The following is a 16287-nucleotide window of genomic DNA, read 5'->3' as shown; positions in this document are numbered from 1 at the left end:
TTATTTAGACAATAAACTGTTCAGATAACGAGATATTTCCTAATTTTAAATCAAGCCTAAAACTTTCTTGAGGCAAACAACTAAATTCAAGTTGTACCCCATCATCAGTGTAACCTGTTTGAGCTTCCATACAAAGTTTATCGGTTTCATCATAAATACTAACTCGTAATCCAGATGGTAAATAGTCTTGATTAGGTTCAGGATAAATTTGTAAACGTAAATCAATTTCATCGTTTTCTGATTCGGTCATTCTAACGACTAAAATAACGGATTGGGGTTGTTCTCCTTGCTGCAAGGTCAATATTTTGCCGCGACTGATAATCCGTTTTTGATCCTGTGCTGTATCGGTTTGACTTAACGGAGAAATTGATCGTAAAGCGATTTCCCTTGCCCCTAATAAAGTCGTTACAGGCTGCCATTGCTCATCAAAAAGCCCCTTAAACCATTGCTGTAGATGATAAGAACGTTGTCGCAATTCTATGACATCGAGCAGGGTATCAAGTGACTGAAGTTGAGTTAGAGGAACAGAAGTAGAGGAATAATTAACTGCTTTAGCACTCAAAAAACCTCTTAAGTACACTTGTTTTAATTGCTCATCAAAGTGAACAGCAACATAGCCAAGTCGATCTTCAAGTGTTTCTAAAGGTACCGTAATTTGCTCTTGCCCTGGAAGAATGGGACGACACTCCAATTTACCAATATTGGGTAAAACTAAATCAGCCACATTAAACATTGCTCTTAAACCCGAATTCCAGCAATCTCCGAAATCTAATCTGGTATAGATTGAAAGCCATTGCAGATAAGATTGAACGGCACAAACCGCCAAAGTATTGAGATAAACTTGCTTTCCTTTGAAAGAATTCGTTTGTTGAGCCGCAAACTGAGCAGCATAACGATGAGCTTGTTGATCTAAAGCGACTGGAATTGAATCGGGAAAAGATGTTTTCATGGCTGTGATCCAAAACGACGAGCAATTTCTTGAAGCAGTGGTAAACACTTTTGCTTCCAATGAGAATAAAGAGTTTGATTATTAATCCCAAAGCTACGAGCAATTTCTGCAATAGACTCTGGTGGTTCTGTCAGTAGTAGTCTCATGGCGAGTATCTGACAATGACACTGAGGATATTGACGCGGATGACATTGAGTGAGTTGACCGTCTGGATCTTGTTCAATATAAGATCGGATGGTGTTCCCTTGATGCCGTTGTTCCGCTTCTTGTAACTGAGCAATCTTAAGATCGAGTAAAGTCAGGGAAAATTTTGGATCTGGAAAGTTTTCTAAAGGATCGATGCTACTAGAATCCGCATCGGGGCTGTTTAGATGCACCCTCAGGGCGTTATATTTATCTTCAGGAGCATATAAATCTCGCACTCGCCATTTTAGATAACCATTAATCCAAGCCACAAAACTTTGCTCGGTAGAAGACGACTGCCTTTGATATCGATCGATATTTTTACAGAGCCATTCTAAGGTACGATTGTAAGCCTCTGGATAATCTTGGTGAGACGAACGATAAAGACCGTTTAGTTGAGGAATGACCCTTAATAATCGATTTAAGGCTTTTCGTCTTTCGGTAGAACCTTTTTCATAACGACAAGCTTCATTGATCAAGGACTCAAGTAATTCATCAGTCACAACGATCGCTATTTTTAAAGAGATAAAATTTAGCCTCCTAGATTGTGAGTGTACCTGAGTTAGATGATCTTGTCGCGTTGATTGTTCAACTTGAGCGAAAAGCATAACGGCTCCAATAGTTGTTAATGCCCTATTGTTCTATCAGGAGCTATTTACGGTTTTATGAAATAAATATTAAAAAATTCTAAAAAAATCGCTGTTCTTAACATTTATTGAATTATGAATCAATCCTGGGAATGGTTAGCCCTGATCATTGGAAATTCTCGTTTACATTGGGGATGGTTTGAGCAAAATCATCTCAAAAAGATTTGGCATACTCCCCATCTAACAAACCTGTTGTTAGAAATAGAACAACGCTCAGACATACCACTCTATCTAGCGTCGGTGGTTCCTGCTCAAACGACTTTTTGTCAAAACTATCCTGATACAACTGTTATTACATTAGAACAAATTCCACTTAAACAACTTTATCCGACTTTGGGCATCGATCGGGCTTTATCAGCATTGGGCGCAGGGGAAAGATATGGTTATCCTTGTTTAGTGATTGATGGGGGAACTGCTTTAACTTTCACGGGAATTGATGCGGAGCAAAACTTGTTAGGTGGGGCGATTTTACCTGGTTTGCGTCTACAATTTCAATCTTTATCTAACCAAACTGCTGCTTTACCGGAGGTGGTATTACCGCAACAATTACCGCCTCTGTGGGCTAATACAACTCCTGCGGCGATTCAGAGTGGCAGCATTTATACTACTTTAGCTGGCATTCAATTTTTTATTAACGATTGGCTCAAACAATTTCCCGATGCTGCCATTGTCATCACTGGTGGCGATGGTTTAATATTATTGAATTATTTACAGATGCTCTTTCCTGATTTGTCTCAACAAATTCATCTCGATGTAAACTTAGTTTTTTGGGGAATGCGTGCAGCTACGCTGTGCCTTTAGGCATCGCTAGTTTTCACTTCATAAACCTAATTTCTCTTTATTTCTAGCTTTAGCTGAAGAAAATAGCCATATTGATCCCGAAATCAAAGAAGGCGCAATGACAAAAACCGTAGCAATAATCACAGGATGTTCTCTAGCCCAAGCCGAATATAACATAATCCCTAAAATTAGAGCGCAATAGAGCAAACCCAAGAAAGGAACCCCTAAGACTAATGCCGCAAATTTGGTATCTTTATCCATATTTAATCCTCAAGATGTTCTAAAATAATTTTTCTAACTTTAGTCTAGTAGGATTGATTATTCAATGCCAGAACTCTATCCACCGATTGACCCATATGATCAAGGATATTTGCAAGTTTCCGATTTACATACTATTTATTATGAAGAAGCAGGAAACCCACTGGGACTACCCGTGATCTTTCTGCATGGTGGCCCTGGTGGTGGCATTGATGCAATTTATCGTCAATATTTTGACGCGCAAAAGTGGAGAATTGTGATTTTTGATCAGCGTGGTTGTGGCAAAAGTACACCTTATGCTGAATTACTAGAAAACACAACTTGGGATCTTGTCAATGATCTTGAAAAAATTCGTAACCATTTAGGGATAGAAAAATGGGTGGTTTTCGGCGGCAGTTGGGGCAGTACATTGGCTCTAGCTTATAGTCAGACCTATCCCAATTCTTGTTTAGGTTTAATCTTAAGAGGAATATTTTTATTACGACGTAAAGAGTTACTTTGGTTTTATCAAGAGGGTTGTAGTTATATTTTTCCCGATGCTTGGGCAGAATATGTTAAACCCATTCCCCCCGAAGAAAGACATGATTTTTTGTCGGCTTATTATCGAAGATTAACCAGTACAGACCCATTAATTCGTTTAGAAGCGGCGAAAGCTTGGTCAATTTGGGAAGGAAGCACCAGTAAATTATTGCCATCTGAACAATCGATTAAACGTTTTGGGGAATCTCGTTTTGCAGAAGCCTTTGCTAGAATTGAATGTCATTATTTTGTGAATAAAGGTTTTTTGAAAACAGATAACCAATTAATTGAAAATATTGATAAAATTCGCCATCTGCCAGGGGTAATTGTCCAAGGTCGTTATGATGTAGTTTGCCCAATGGTTAGCGCGTGGGAACTCCATCAAGCTTGGCCCGAATCTCAATTGATTATTGTTCCCGATGCAGGACATTCGATGACTGAACCAGGTATACGGAGTGCGCTTGTTGAGGTGACTGATTCCTTTTAATCAAATACATTCTTGTTTGAAATAGGGCTAGATAACTTTAAAAGAAACTGCCGTAATTCAGCTAACACTGGTAAAGGAATTTCATGACCCATATTAAACTCGTGGTAGTCTACTGTTACGCCCAAAGCAGTTAAGACATCCCTCGCTTGTTGGGCGGCGGCGATCGGAACGACTTGATCTTGTCTACCATGTGCTATAAATACGGGTGGAATGGGCGTAGCTGTAACTTCGGGAGTAACGTGTAAATAGCCAGAGAGCGAACATAAACCAGCTAAGGGTAAACTTAATCCAACATCTAAAGTCATCGCTCCACCTTGAGAAAAACCAAACAACACAGTCTTATCTAAAGAAACCCCTGTTTGTGCTTCTAGCGACAATAACCAACTGACAAGCATTTCTTTGCTTTCATTTAATCCTTGATAGCTGCTGTTTTCTAGAGCATACCACGCTCGACCACTGGGGACTTGAGGATGAGGGAATGGAGCGTTAGGAAACAGAAATTGATAGTTTGGTAAATCGAGTATAGACGCTAATGGGGCTAAATCATTAGCATCTGCACCCCAACCGTGAAGAAAAATCATTAAATGGCTTGGAGATTGGCCACTGCTTGGAGAAAGAGAAAAAATATCCAAAGACAAATGTTGACTCCTGTTTTTTTCTTAGGTTCATTATTATTAATTTTAGAGTGATTAAGCTTCAAGACTGTTCTACAAAAGCGATTTAATTGGAGCTAATACTCAATAAGATCACTCTTGTTTACTGGAAGCTGACTTAAAATATTTAAAATTAATAGCTTGCTTTCTTCGGATTCCTCAAAGGCTAACAATCTTTAAATCACTAGAAGATAAAGTCTGATCCTATTTTAATTAAATATCAAAAAAAATCAAGAGTTTAGCTAAAAGTGCTTGTCTTAGATTAATGACAACTCTTTTAAACCAAGAACTTGCTAAAGCTGACCTCATCTGACTGTGCTTTTGTCAAAATGTAAGTTATGATTGCGGATGTTAATAACACTTTAATGCTCAAAGAATAGGAGTAAACAAACGTGAGAAAATGGCAAATCATTCCGACACTGCTTGGAATGACGGTAGCAGGTTTAGCCGCTCAAAGTGCTAACGCTTTAACACTAAGCTTAGTTCACTCGGGTGTAGCATCTGATCCGCATCCAGAAGGTTTCGGTGCAGAATTAAAACTCTTTGAATCTGAATGGAGAGCAGGAGTACAAGGGCCAGGTGATTATGAGGCAGCATTAGGCCCTGAGGGTGCTAATTATCCTTTAGCTGGAACATTTGATATTGATTGGGGCAACAATCAAGAAGTGGTCTGGGATTTGAGTTATCAAGACATAGATGGCATTGCAACACTAACCCTTTTTGATGGAACTAATGCTCAAACGGTTACTTATGATCGTGGAGAAGGTGGTCTTTTTAAAAATTTTGCCTTCGTTGCTAAGGTTCGTGATCGACAAGATGGTTTAGTTGCGTCTGGAACCAGCATCTCTATTCAAGTCACTGATATTAATGGTTGTGGCTCTAGTTGTGATTTTAGCAATACCTTAACTTCTGCTGTATTTGACACAGAAGACGTATCTCACGCTCAATTCTTTTCTAGTGATACGTCGATTACTTCAATGGTTGGTAAAGTTGTTATGAGATGGACTTCTCAAGATCCTCAACCCGTAGGAGGAGGAGCGAGAAGCAGTGTAGCCGTTCAACTTAAAGCTTACGATCCTGGAAACGTTGACCCCGTTTCAGTTCCCGAACCGAGTGTCATACTAGGTCTATTGGCTATTGGAGCTTATAGCACATTGTCCCGTCGCCTAAAATCAAATTAATTATCTTTTTAACTTAATTTCTTCTCGCTTCTCATTTTCTTGATTCAATCGCTTGAGCAATCCAATTGTTCAAAGTTTCAACGACTTCTGTCACTGATATTTCTTGAGCTTTTTGTGTTGCTCTTTCAACAACTTCGACTTTTCCCTCTTTAAGCGATCGCCCTGTAACAATTCGATAGGGTATCCCAATCAAATCGCTATCTTTAAATTTAACCCCTGGTCTTTCGTCACGGTCATCGAGCAGGGTTTCGATTCCTGCTTGATTCAATTCTTGGTACATTTGTTCGGCTACTTTGACTTGTTCAGCATCTTTAAGATTGGGAATGACGATGATTACTTGATAGGGTGCGATCGCCACTGGCCAGATAATGCCATTTTGATCATAAGATTGCTCAACTGCCGACTGTGCTAAACGAGATACGCCAATTCCGTAACATCCCATGACAATTGGCATTTCTTCCCCTTGTTCATTGGTGTATGTAGCACCCATCGCTTTAGAATACTTCGTGCCGAGTTGGAAAATGTGACCGACTTCAATTCCTCTAGCACTGTTAAGAGTTTGACTAGAATCATGAATTGCGCGATCGCCAATCTTTGCTTTTCGCAGATCCACTTTTAGCTCACTTAACTGAAAATCTTTACCCCAATTAGCACCGACGACATGATAACCCTTTTCATTCGCTCCCGTGACAAAATCTTTTAGCTCAAGCACCGTTTGATCAACTAATCTTAAGAATTTTGGCGCATAGTCTGGACTGGTTTTAATATAATCATCAGCTAAATCGGGTGAAATATATCCTAAAGGTAAAGGTTTAGTCGTCCATTTTTTCTGTGCCGACTCATCGGGAACTTGTAAAGCTAAAATGGTTTTGGCTTGATAACGAGAGGCTAAACGGGTTAACTCATTTTGTAGCTTCACCTCATTAACATCTTGATCACCGCGAATCTGGACTAAAACCAGTACTGTGATTCCATTATCGTAGACCACTTCATAAAGAACATTTTTCACCACCACCGTCGGCGAACACTTCAAAAATTGACAAAGCTGATCAATGGTATCTGTATTGGGTGTTTCTCGCTTTTCATAGGTCGTGAAGGGTGATTGTTCTACTTCAGAGGGTAATGAAACTGCTTTTTCTACGTTAGCGGCGTACTTTTCATCATTGGTGTAAAGAACTTCATCTTCACCTGCTTCTGCTAAAACCATAAATTCTTGTGAAGCTGATCCACCAATTGCACCCGAATCTGCTTCTACAGCACGAAAAGCTAACCCACAGCGACGAAAAATATTACGATAAGCTTGATCCATCGCTTGATAGGATTTTTTTAAACAATTTTCATCAAGATTAAAAGAATAAGCATCTTTCATAATAAATTCACGACCTCGCATTAAACCAAAACGGGGACGGATTTCATCTCTAAATTTTGTTTGAATTTGATATAAATTAATGGGAAGTTGACGATAGGAACGAATTAAATCACGAATAATGGTTGTAACGACTTCTTCATGAGTTGGCCCTAATCCCAATTCTCTGTCTTGACGATCCGTTAGCGCAAACATGATTCCTTCTGCTTTAGTATAAGTATCCCATCGTCCAGACTCTTTCCATAACTCCGACGGTTGAAGTTGAGGGAGAAGGGTTTCTTGCGCTCCAGATGCGTTCATTTCTTCGCGGACAATTTGAGAGACTTTTTGTAAAACACGCCACATCAAAGGGAGATAAGCATAAATCCCGCTTCCGATACGACGGATATAACCTGCACGGACTAAGAGTTTATGACTGGGAATTTCTGCTTCTGCGGGATCATCTCGCAGAGTGACGAAGAGCATTTGAGAGAGTCGCATTGTTCGCTATTTCATGTAGATAGGTTTAATATTATCTCATGTTGGATTGGTATTCGGGTAGCAATAGAGAGAGACTTTTTGAAATGAGAAATCATGTAACGGGGTTATCTATTTTCTTGATTTCGCTTTTAATGATGCAATTCGGGCAGGTAAACGCTCAAACACAGCGTCCTAATTATCAAAGTGCTTTAACAGCGTTAGAAGGTTTACAAGCGTTGTTGATTGAACATCGTTTATTAGATGAAGAACAGATTACTTGGGAAGATTTGACTCATGTCATTAAAAAAGCCTTGAAAAAAATGGTTAAACCTCAAAAAATAGCTTTATCTGAGCTAACGAGATTATTAGAATATTATGGGGGTTCGATTGAACACCGATTAACTTAGAATAATGTAGTAGATTGAGTGCAATTTGCTTTTGAAAGATTTCAATATAGGTTAATGGCCTCTTTAGATCTCAATCAAGAACATCATGAATAGATAGATGGTACAAATTCTTTTTTTATTAAACCGACTCCGCAAGAAAAACCCCTACCTAATATCTAATAGAAGGGGTTTTTCTTGGTTTCTGGGACTAGAAATTTACAACTTCACTTCAATGTCTACCCCAGCAGGTAAATCCAATTTCATCAAAGCATCAATTGTTTTAGAGGATGGTTGATAGATATCGATAATGCGTCGATGGGTACGGGTTTCAAAGTGTTCACGAGAGTCTTTATCAACGTGTGGCGATCGCAATACACAATAAATCTTACGCTTAGTGGGTAAAGGAATGGGGCCAATTGCAGTGGCATTAGTCCGATTAGCGGTATCGACAATTTTCTCACAAGAGGTGTCGAGTAAACGGCGGTCAAATGCTTTTAAGCGAATTCGGATTTTTTGTTGTTGAAGTGTAGCCATAGTTTTAGTCTTTAGTTTTCAAGGTACTAATGATTAATTAACGATAAGAATGGAGCAGATTTAGCTTGACAAAATGCCAATGATCTGCTCCATTATTTTTTAGGTCATCCTACTTGATAATTTTAGTAACAACCCCTGAACCAATGGTACGACCGCCTTCACGAATCGCAAAACGCATTTGTTCTTCAATAGCGATCGGGTTGATCAATTCTACGGTCATTTTAATGCGATCGCCTGGCATAACCATTTCTACTGCATCTCCATCGTCGGAGGTATAGTCTTTGATGGTTCCTGTTACGTCGGTTGTCCGTACATAGAATTGAGGGCGATAGTTTTTGAAGAATGGGGTATGACGACCACCTTCTTCTTTGGTTAATACATAGACTTCACCTTCAAACTGAGTGTGAGGAGTGATCGAACCAGGTTTAGCGATTACCATACCGCGTTCGATATCTTCTTTTTGTACACCCCGTAGTAGTAAACCCACGTTGTCCCCAGCTAACCCTTCTTCTAGAGATTTCTGGAACATTTCTACACCTGTAACGGTGGTACTGCGGGTGGCCTTAATGCCGACGAGTTCGACGTTTTCGCCGACTTTGACTTTACCACGTTCGATCCGTCCAGTTGCTACTGTACCCCGTCCAGTGATGGAGAATACGTCTTCTACTGCCATCAAGAAGGGTTTATCAATTTCACGTTCGGGGGTAGGAATGTAGTCATCTACTGCGGCCATCAGGTCATAGATTTTATCAACCCATTCATTTTCACCTTTTTTAGTTTTGGGGTTAGCTACCATTGCTTCTAAAGCTTTGACAGCAGATCCCGCAACGATTGGGGTGTCATCTCCAGGAAAACCATAGTCGCTCAAGAGTTCACGGACTTCTAGTTCGACTAACTCAATTAATTCCTCATCGTCTACCAAATCTTTTTTGTTTAAGAAAATGACAAGACGAGGTACCCCTACCTGTTTCGCTAAGAGAATATGTTCACGAGTTTGAGGCATCGGGCCATCTGCTGCGGAGACAACCAAAATACCGCCGTCCATCTGTGCAGCACCCGTGATCATGTTTTTCACATAGTCAGCGTGTCCAGGACAGTCAACGTGAGCGTAGTGACGATCTTCGGTTTCGTATTCTACGTGTGCGGTATTGATGGTGATACCCCGTGCTTTTTCTTCTGGAGCCGCATCAATGTCATCGTATTTTCTAGCCTTTGCTTGACCTAAAGCTGCTAATGTCATGGTGATCGCAGCCGTTAGGGTTGTTTTACCGTGATCGACGTGACCGATGGTACCGATGTTAACGTGGGGTTTGTTCCGTTCAAATTTTGCGCGTGCCATTGTATGTTTATTTCCTTTTTATCTCACTAAGATTTGTCAGATTCGTTATTCAGTTAACAGCCAGAAATTAGGCTAACTGTTAACTGGTAACGATTTACTGAGGTTTATGCGTTCCCTTTGCTTTTAGCGATAATCGCTTCAGCGACGTTACGAGGGACTTCGTCGTAGTTACTGAACTCCATCGTAAAGATCCCTCGTCCTTGCGTTTTTGACCGAATATCGGTCGCGTAGCCAAACATCTCGGCTAAAGGTACCTTAGAAGATACTTTAGCGAGGCCAGCTTCGGAGTTCATACCTTCAATCGCACCGCGACGCGAGTTGAGGTCACCCATGACATCCCCAAGGAAGTCTTCAGGTACTTCTACTTCTACTTTCATCGTCGGTTCTAAGATCACGGGTGATGCTTTGCTTACAGCACTTTTCACAGCCATTGATCCTGCGATCTTAAATGCCATTTCGTTAGAGTCTACCTCATGATAAGACCCGTCTGTCAAAGTCACTTTTAGGTCAATTACAGGATATCCTGCAACGATTCCTGTTTCGCAAGTCTCTTTGATTCCTTGTTCGATGGCTGGAATATATTCTTTAGGAACAGAACCACCAACAATTTTAGAAACAAATTGGAAACCTGTGCCAGGCTCTCCTGGTTCTAGATCAACAACGACGTGACCGTATTGACCTTTACCACCACTTTGACGGATGTATTTTCCCTCAACCTTTTGAACTGGTTTACGAACGGTTTCACGATAAGCAACTTGAGGTTTACCGACATTCGCTTCGACTTTGTATTCCCGTAACATCCGATCTACGAGAATTTCTAGGTGTAATTCACCCATACCCGCAATAATCGTTTGATTGGTTTCTGGATCGGTGTTAACGCGGAATGTTGGGTCTTCATCGGACAAAGCTTGTAAGGCTTTGCTCAATTTTTCCATGTCCTGTTTGGTTTTAGGTTCAACTGCAACTGAAATCACAGGCTCTGGAATAAACAGAGACTCTAGAATGATCGACTGATTTTCATCACATAGAGTATCTCCAGTGATGGTGTTTTTTAAGCCAATCGCTGCACCTAAGTCACCTGCTCTAAGTTCATCAACTTCAATCCGTTCGTTGGATTTCAGAATGATTAAACGTGAGATCCGTTCTTTGGTGTTTTTGGTTGAGTTGTAGGCATAGCTACCTTTTTGGAGGACACCAGAATAAACGCGTAAGAAGGTTAAACGGCCAAATGGATCAGCCATGATTTTGAAGGCTAACGCCGAGAAAGGCTCGTTATCATCAGCTTTTCTAACTGCTTCGGTTCCATCGGGAAGGACTCCCTTAATTGCAACAACTTCAGTAGGTGAGGGTAAGTAATCAACGACTGCATCGAGTAGCGGTTGTACCCCTTTGTTTTTGAAAGCAGAACCACAAAGCATCGGCATAATTGAGCCGTCGATGGTTCCTTTTCTCAAACCCTGTCTGATTTCTGCTTCGGTGAGTTCTTCGCCTTCTAAATATTTTTCAAGAAGTTCTTCAGAAGTTTCCGCAACGGCTTCGACTAAAAGGGTGCGATATTCTTGCGCTAGTTCTTGTAATTCTTCTGGAATTTCGGTATCTATAACTTCTTTACCGAGATCATCTTTGTAGACTTTCGCTTTCATGGTTACTAAGTCTACTAAGCCAGAAAATTCTGTTTCACTGCCAATCGGAATTTGAATCGGAACTGCATTCGCTCTTAGACGATCTTTAACTTGTGCAAAGACTTTGTAAAAGTTCGCTCCAGTACGATCCATTTTGTTTACAAATGCGATCCGAGGAACTTTGTAGCGATCAGCCTGTCTCCATACCGTTTCTGACTGGGGTTGAACACCGCCGACTGAACAAAATACAGCCACTACACCATCTAGAACCCGCATTGAGCGTTCTACTTCGATGGTAAAGTCTACGTGACCTGGAGTATCAATAATATTAATCCGATGATCTCGCCAACTTGTACTAATCGCAGCCGCCGTGATCGTAATCCCTCTTTCCCTCTCTTGCTCCATCCAGTCGGTTACTGCTGTCCCGTCATGGACTTCACCGATTTTATGAGCAACACCTGTATAGAATAGGATTCGTTCAGTCGTTGTTGTTTTGCCCGCATCTATATGCGCTGCGATACCGATATTCCGTACTCTTTCCAGTGGGATGGTACGAGCCACAGCAACCTCCTTTGTTTAGTTTTGCTAAGCGTGAATTTTATGTCTAGAGATTTATTTACACTATTTACAATTCTATACTTTTCTTTGCGAAAATTTAAAAGCGGCAGTGGAGGTAATTCTACCGCCAGACTTCTTTTTCGGTACGGATTTCCACATCTTACTGTTCTTTAGTACCGATAGTGGGCAAACGCTTTGTTTGCTTCCGCCATCCGATGTGTTTCTTCGCGTTTTTTGATGGTAGCTCCCGTCTCATTGGCTGCATCTAAAATCTCATTAGCTAGTTTACCAGCCATAGTTTTACCGCCTCTAGCTCTTGCGTAGTGAATTAACCAGCGTAACGCTAGGGCAACTCCCCGAGATGAACGAACTTCCATCGGAACTTGATAGGTTGCACCACCCACCCGACGTGCTTTAACTTCTACTAACGGTGTTACGTTTTTAATCGCTTTTTCAAAAACTTCTAATGGATCAGCACCTGTGCGCTCTCCAACGGTTTTGAGGGCATCATATACAATATTCGATGCTACTGATTTTTTACCGCTACTCATCACCCGACGAATGGTCATGTTAATTAGCACACTATTATACATAGCGTCAGGCGGAACAGCACGTCTTTTAATATTTTTACGACGAGACATGGTTTTGTTTTTTTCTCCCGGTCACCCGATAAGTTAAGGTTTCTCTAAAATTATGCTTTATTTTGCAGCAGGTTTCGGCCGTTTTGCACCGTATTTTGAACGACCTTGCTGACGGTTTTTCACGCCTTGTGCGTCTAAGGTTCCACGTACAATGTGATATCTCACACCGGGTAAATCTTTGACCCGTCCACCCCGAATTAATACGACAGAGTGTTCTTGTAAGTTATGACCAATTCCTGGAATGTAAGCAGTTACTTCAAATCCTGATGTTAAACGAACCCTAGCCACTTTGCGTAGGGCTGAGTTGGGTTTTTTCGGAGTTGTGGTGTAAACTCTTGTACAAACACCTCTACGCTGAGGACACTGTTTCAGCGCAGGTGATTTCGTTTTTCTCTGTATTTTGGATCGCTCGGTGCGAATCAGTTGTTGAATGGTTGGCATGAGTTATTTTAAGGTCGATGTAACTTCCTTGTTAAGTCGCTCTAGAATCGTTGACAAAAGGGTATTTTAGCAATTTTCGTGACACTCTGTCAAGAAATTAAGTTTCAAATGATAAGCCACAGCCACAAGAAGACAACGCTTTATCATTATGAAAGCGAAATCCGCCACCCATTAGATCTTCGGCATAATCTATTATTAAGTTTTGTAAATAATAGCGACTCATTTCGTCAACTAATATATTGATGCCTTGACTTGAGTAGGAATGATCATTATTTTTCGGTTCTTGAGACAATTCTAAATCGTAGTAGAGTCCCGAACAGCCACCCGTTTTAATGCTAAGACGAAAATAAGTTTCTAACTGTTGACGGCTTTTTTGTAAACGTTTAATTTCTTGTGCGGCGGCTGGGGTTAATTCGATCATTGTCTTATTTGAAATTAATTAACGGGACTGGCCAGAATCGAACTGGCGACCTAGCGCTTCAGATTAGTGTGAGTTTCCCCACTCTCTGGACTATTCCTTCACCATAGGTAGCGTGACCCGTAGGTGGTGGCCGTAATGTTGTAGTTTTTTTAAGCTCCTTTTCTCTACAACCAGTCTCTGCACCTTCTCTAACGGAGCGATAGAGCTTGGCTCAAGATTACCTTATCATTTAATTAGACTTAGGTTTCCTTGAATTTGACCACATTCATTCATGAAGTTTCCCCCATGATGCCCGATTGTTCAGGAGGCGCTCGCTCTATCCAACTGAGCTACAACCCCAATTTTTAGATCTAATATACCTTGAAACCTAACCGAACTTATCAGAAACGCAACTTAAGTTAACCAAGCGCGTTTAATTCTAGACCAAATATAAAAGAAAGATTGTTTAAGATCATCTTGTAACTGCCAACGTTGAAAGGCTTGATCATAAGCTTCTCCTTGGACTTGAAAGGTTTTCCAGGCAGACAACGAAAGCGGTAAACCCATGAAAAATAAGGGATACATTGCCCAAGACAAAGTTCCCGCAGTGATTAAATTAAAAGTCACCAAAAAGCCATTAATAATTAAATATCTAGCCGCTTTATTCTTAAACTTTGCTTGTTGATATAAATTAAATTTTTGTCGTTTTTGATCGATTAAATGCTGTTGGTACCATTCTTGCTCGGCAATTTCTAGATCTGATGTCTGAATGTCCATCTCAGCAGCAATTTCTAAAAGTTGCTCTCTAGTAATTTCTCCCTGTGTCACTTGACGCGTGATCGCTCTTTGAAGAATTTGTTGAACTTCTTCTGAGCTATATAGCTGACGGGGGGTAAATTGAACATCCGACATAGTAACTTAAAAACTAGGCTTACAGAATAACAATAATTCTATTATGCGAAGTTTTTGGGAAAACGGCTAATCTTTGGCATTGGCTAACTGAATTGCGATCGCACTAAAAAACAAATTAATCCATTCAGGTAATTGAATTAACTGTTTAGCTAAATCCATTCTCTCATCACTAGACAAAGCGTTCATCAGTTCTAAAACGATTGAAATTTTCTCCTGAGAAGCCAGAGTATCTTTATCTGGATCATACGTTGATTTTAAAAATGATTGTCCATCGTGAGGAATTTCTAGTAAAGTCTCTTGATCTGTAAGCGGTGAAGTGGTTATAATTGTGGGTTCATCAGATAAAAAAAGATCTACAAAAGCGTCGGATGTCTCTACTTGAACCATAAAACCCGATGGGGTTATTAATTCATCTTCCCAAGGTAATTTTTCATCTAATAAATCAAGAAAGGGGTTATCAAGTTGCGCTTTTTGTAAAGCCATCATTGGGGGTAATCCTCGTAAATACCATCGATAAATATCTGCTAGAGTTTGATTATTGCCATCCCACTGAAGAGCAATGCTATCTCGAATCGCTTCAGGGACTAACAATCTTAGATCCGTGAGAGACATCAAGGCAAAATCATCATTGGTTAACACCAGTTTTTGATAATCTTGAGGGGTTGCTGTTTCGGCTAACTGAAGAAACTGAGTAACTTTGGGATTAACTGGAGGTAATGACGTTTGTGATTTGCGGCCTAATGCTTCACTGATACAACGATTAACAGCATTAATAGCAGGGCGATTTCCTTCTTCTGAAATACATTCTAAACTGGTATTCGTAAAGTTTCTGAGGAGTTTATGGACTTGTTGATGCAAAGATAACAGCCTATCTTCTGTGATTAGTTTTTGTTGTTTAATCTGATGAAAAATTAATTCACTATCGCCTTTAACATCTAATGTTTTTAAACCAAGTTGTTTGGCTTTTTGGAGTCCAATAATTAAACCCGTGTATTCTGCTTCTAGAACCGTTGCATTAGACAAAAATTGACTAACCGTATATCGCCTGCCATTATTCATTAATAATACCGCTGCCGCCGCCGCTACACCAGGATTGCTGACTGATTTTCCATCAAAGAACATGATCGGGTTATTATTTTCTGAATTAGATAAATTCATGGCAGTAGACATAATCAAAGTTAAAATTTAGATTTGAGTTAAAGCACGCGATTAATCAGTGGATAATCAATGCAGCGTATCTTAGAACCTGAAGTTATGGATAGTCTCGAAGAAGCTATCGAGTATGATGCCATGAACTTTACAGAAGTTAACACTAATTTTGCTCAAAGGGCGACCTCACTTGCGCCTGAAGTCGCTCAAGTTTTAGATGTTGGTACTGGAACAGCAAGAATACCCATTCTAATCGCTCAACAGCGTCAAAAGTGGCAGATCACTGGAATTGATTTAGCACGATCAATGTTGGACATCGGGAAAAAAAACATCAAAGAAGCGAATTTAGAGCAACAAATTGATCTAGAAGTCGTTGATGCTAAACAGATGCCTTACACTGATGCTCAATTTGATCTAGTGTTATCTAATAGTTTGCTTCATCATCTCCCAAACCCTCTACCTTTTTTAAGAGAACTTAACCGAGTCTTGAAACCCAATGGAGGAATGTTACTACGAGATTTACTCAGACCTGCATCAGCAGAAATTATTAATCATATAATAGAAGAAATCGGCGAGGATTATTCTTTGCACCAAAAACAACTTTTTAGAGATTCACTTTTTGCTGCTTTTACACTTGAAGAAGTCAAAGAATTACTTCAAGCAGCAGGCATAAAAGGGGTTAAACTTTATCAATCATCGGAACGACACTGGACAGCCGAAAGAGTGTATCAACAAATAAATTATTAAGATTTTTTGACAATGACTAAAGTGGGATTTTTAGGTTCAGGTTTAATGGGAAAGCCAATAGACTTCTTGCAAAAGT

At 40.1% G+C, this 16287-nt stretch carries 18 protein-coding genes; 5 read left to right on the top strand and 13 right to left on the bottom strand.

Translation table 11 applies throughout. The annotated features are described in order from the left end of the window. Positions 1-4: 4 nt before the first annotated feature. Together CFPU101_RS19840 and CFPU101_RS19835 are read right to left on the bottom strand one after the other, a co-directional pair. Positions 5-949 carry a DUF1822 family protein gene (locus CFPU101_RS19840; protein ID WP_206817059.1) on the bottom strand — a complete coding sequence of 315 codons (945 nt, stop codon included), beginning with the start codon at positions 947-949 and terminating at the stop codon, positions 5-7. Further along, positions 946-1740 carry a hypothetical protein gene (locus CFPU101_RS19835; protein ID WP_242578120.1) on the bottom strand — a complete coding sequence of 265 codons (795 nt, stop codon included), beginning with the start codon at positions 1738-1740 and terminating at the stop codon, positions 946-948. Before CFPU101_RS19835 ends, CFPU101_RS19840 begins: the two co-directional genes overlap by 4 nt. Positions 1741-1854: 114 nt before the next feature. Here CFPU101_RS19835 and CFPU101_RS19830 point away from each other — a divergent pair, with 114 nt between their 5' ends. After that, positions 1855-2580, top strand: coding sequence for a pantothenate kinase (locus tag CFPU101_RS19830; protein WP_206817058.1), 726 nt, complete (start codon positions 1855-1857; stop codon positions 2578-2580). An 18-nt stretch (positions 2581-2598) separates the two neighbouring features. On the opposite strand, the gene CFPU101_RS19825 is transcribed toward CFPU101_RS19830, so the two are convergent. Further along, positions 2599-2820, bottom strand: a complete 222-nt coding sequence (locus CFPU101_RS19825) for a hypothetical protein (RefSeq protein ID WP_206817057.1) — start codon at positions 2818-2820, stop codon at positions 2599-2601. 64 nt (positions 2821-2884) lie between these two features. Here CFPU101_RS19825 and pip point away from each other — a divergent pair, with 64 nt between their 5' ends. Beyond that, entirely contained in the window at positions 2885-3823 is a 939-nt protein-coding gene (gene pip / locus CFPU101_RS19820) for a prolyl aminopeptidase (RefSeq protein ID WP_206817056.1), read from the top strand. On the opposite strand, the gene CFPU101_RS19815 is transcribed toward pip, so the two are convergent. Then, positions 3820-4455, bottom strand: a complete 636-nt coding sequence (locus CFPU101_RS19815) for an alpha/beta hydrolase (RefSeq protein WP_277988780.1) — start codon at positions 4453-4455, stop codon at positions 3820-3822. The genes pip and CFPU101_RS19815 overlap by 4 nt on opposite strands. 413 nt (positions 4456-4868) lie before the next feature. On the opposite strand from CFPU101_RS19815, the gene CFPU101_RS19810 reads away from it, so the two are divergent. Then, positions 4869-5657 (top strand): PEP-CTERM sorting domain-containing protein, encoded by a 789-nt coding sequence (locus CFPU101_RS19810; protein WP_206817054.1) that lies wholly within the window; start codon positions 4869-4871, stop codon positions 5655-5657. Between the two features lie 31 nt (positions 5658-5688). Here the strand turns inward: CFPU101_RS19810 and proS are convergent, their stop codons facing one another. Then, positions 5689-7503: a proline--tRNA ligase gene (proS, locus tag CFPU101_RS19805; protein WP_206817053.1), complete on the bottom strand. Its 1815-nt coding sequence runs from the start codon at positions 7501-7503 to the stop codon at positions 5689-5691. Positions 7504-7586: 83 nt separating this feature from the next. Between proS and CFPU101_RS19800 the strand changes: the two genes are divergently transcribed. Continuing rightward, complete coding sequence (locus tag CFPU101_RS19800) at positions 7587-7889, top strand: hypothetical protein (RefSeq protein WP_206817052.1); 303 nt, start codon at positions 7587-7589, stop codon at positions 7887-7889. A gap of 195 nt (positions 7890-8084) precedes the next feature. Here the strand turns inward: CFPU101_RS19800 and rpsJ are convergent, their stop codons facing one another. The 8 genes from rpsJ to CFPU101_RS19760 form a co-directional block, all read right to left on the bottom strand. Then, the gene (gene rpsJ, locus CFPU101_RS19795) at positions 8085-8402 is read right to left on the bottom strand and encodes a 30S ribosomal protein S10 (RefSeq protein WP_002800099.1); all 318 of its coding nucleotides are present in this window, start codon (positions 8400-8402) and stop codon (positions 8085-8087) included. A gap of 109 nt (positions 8403-8511) precedes the next feature. Then, the gene (gene tuf, locus CFPU101_RS19790) at positions 8512-9741 is read right to left on the bottom strand and encodes an elongation factor Tu (protein ID WP_206817051.1); all 1230 of its coding nucleotides are present in this window, start codon (positions 9739-9741) and stop codon (positions 8512-8514) included. A 104-nt stretch (positions 9742-9845) separates the two neighbouring features. Beyond that, on the bottom strand, positions 9846-11924 hold the full coding sequence (gene fusA / locus CFPU101_RS19785) for an elongation factor G (protein ID WP_206817050.1): 2079 nt from the start codon (positions 11922-11924) through the stop codon (positions 9846-9848). A gap of 167 nt (positions 11925-12091) precedes the next feature. Further along, on the bottom strand, positions 12092-12562 hold the full coding sequence (rpsG, locus tag CFPU101_RS19780; RefSeq protein ID WP_206817049.1) for a 30S ribosomal protein S7: 471 nt from the start codon (positions 12560-12562) through the stop codon (positions 12092-12094). 57 nt (positions 12563-12619) lie between these two features. Continuing rightward, positions 12620-13003 (bottom strand): 30S ribosomal protein S12, encoded by a 384-nt coding sequence (gene rpsL, locus CFPU101_RS19775; protein WP_206817048.1) that lies wholly within the window; start codon positions 13001-13003, stop codon positions 12620-12622. 97 nt (positions 13004-13100) lie between these two features. After that, positions 13101-13424 carry an iron-sulfur cluster assembly accessory protein gene (locus tag CFPU101_RS19770; RefSeq protein WP_206817047.1) on the bottom strand — a complete coding sequence of 108 codons (324 nt, stop codon included), beginning with the start codon at positions 13422-13424 and terminating at the stop codon, positions 13101-13103. Positions 13425-13817: 393 nt separating this feature from the next. After that, complete coding sequence (locus CFPU101_RS19765) at positions 13818-14315, bottom strand: 2TM domain-containing protein (protein WP_206817046.1); 498 nt, start codon at positions 14313-14315, stop codon at positions 13818-13820. Between the two features lie 66 nt (positions 14316-14381). Beyond that, entirely contained in the window at positions 14382-15485 is a 1104-nt protein-coding gene (locus tag CFPU101_RS19760) for a reverse transcriptase-like protein (RefSeq protein ID WP_206817045.1), read from the bottom strand. A gap of 57 nt (positions 15486-15542) precedes the next feature. Here CFPU101_RS19760 and CFPU101_RS19755 point away from each other — a divergent pair, with 57 nt between their 5' ends. Further along, the gene (locus tag CFPU101_RS19755; RefSeq protein ID WP_206817044.1) at positions 15543-16211 is read left to right on the top strand and encodes a class I SAM-dependent methyltransferase; all 669 of its coding nucleotides are present in this window, start codon (positions 15543-15545) and stop codon (positions 16209-16211) included. Positions 16212-16287 lie beyond the last annotated feature (76 nt).

The organism is Chroococcus sp. FPU101 (genome assembly GCF_017312365.1).
Classification (GTDB): Bacteria; Cyanobacteriota; Cyanobacteriia; order Cyanobacteriales; family Microcystaceae; genus Chroococcus.
Note: the sequence above shows the minus strand (reverse complement) of the source record. Positions and strands in the feature narration are given on the sequence as shown.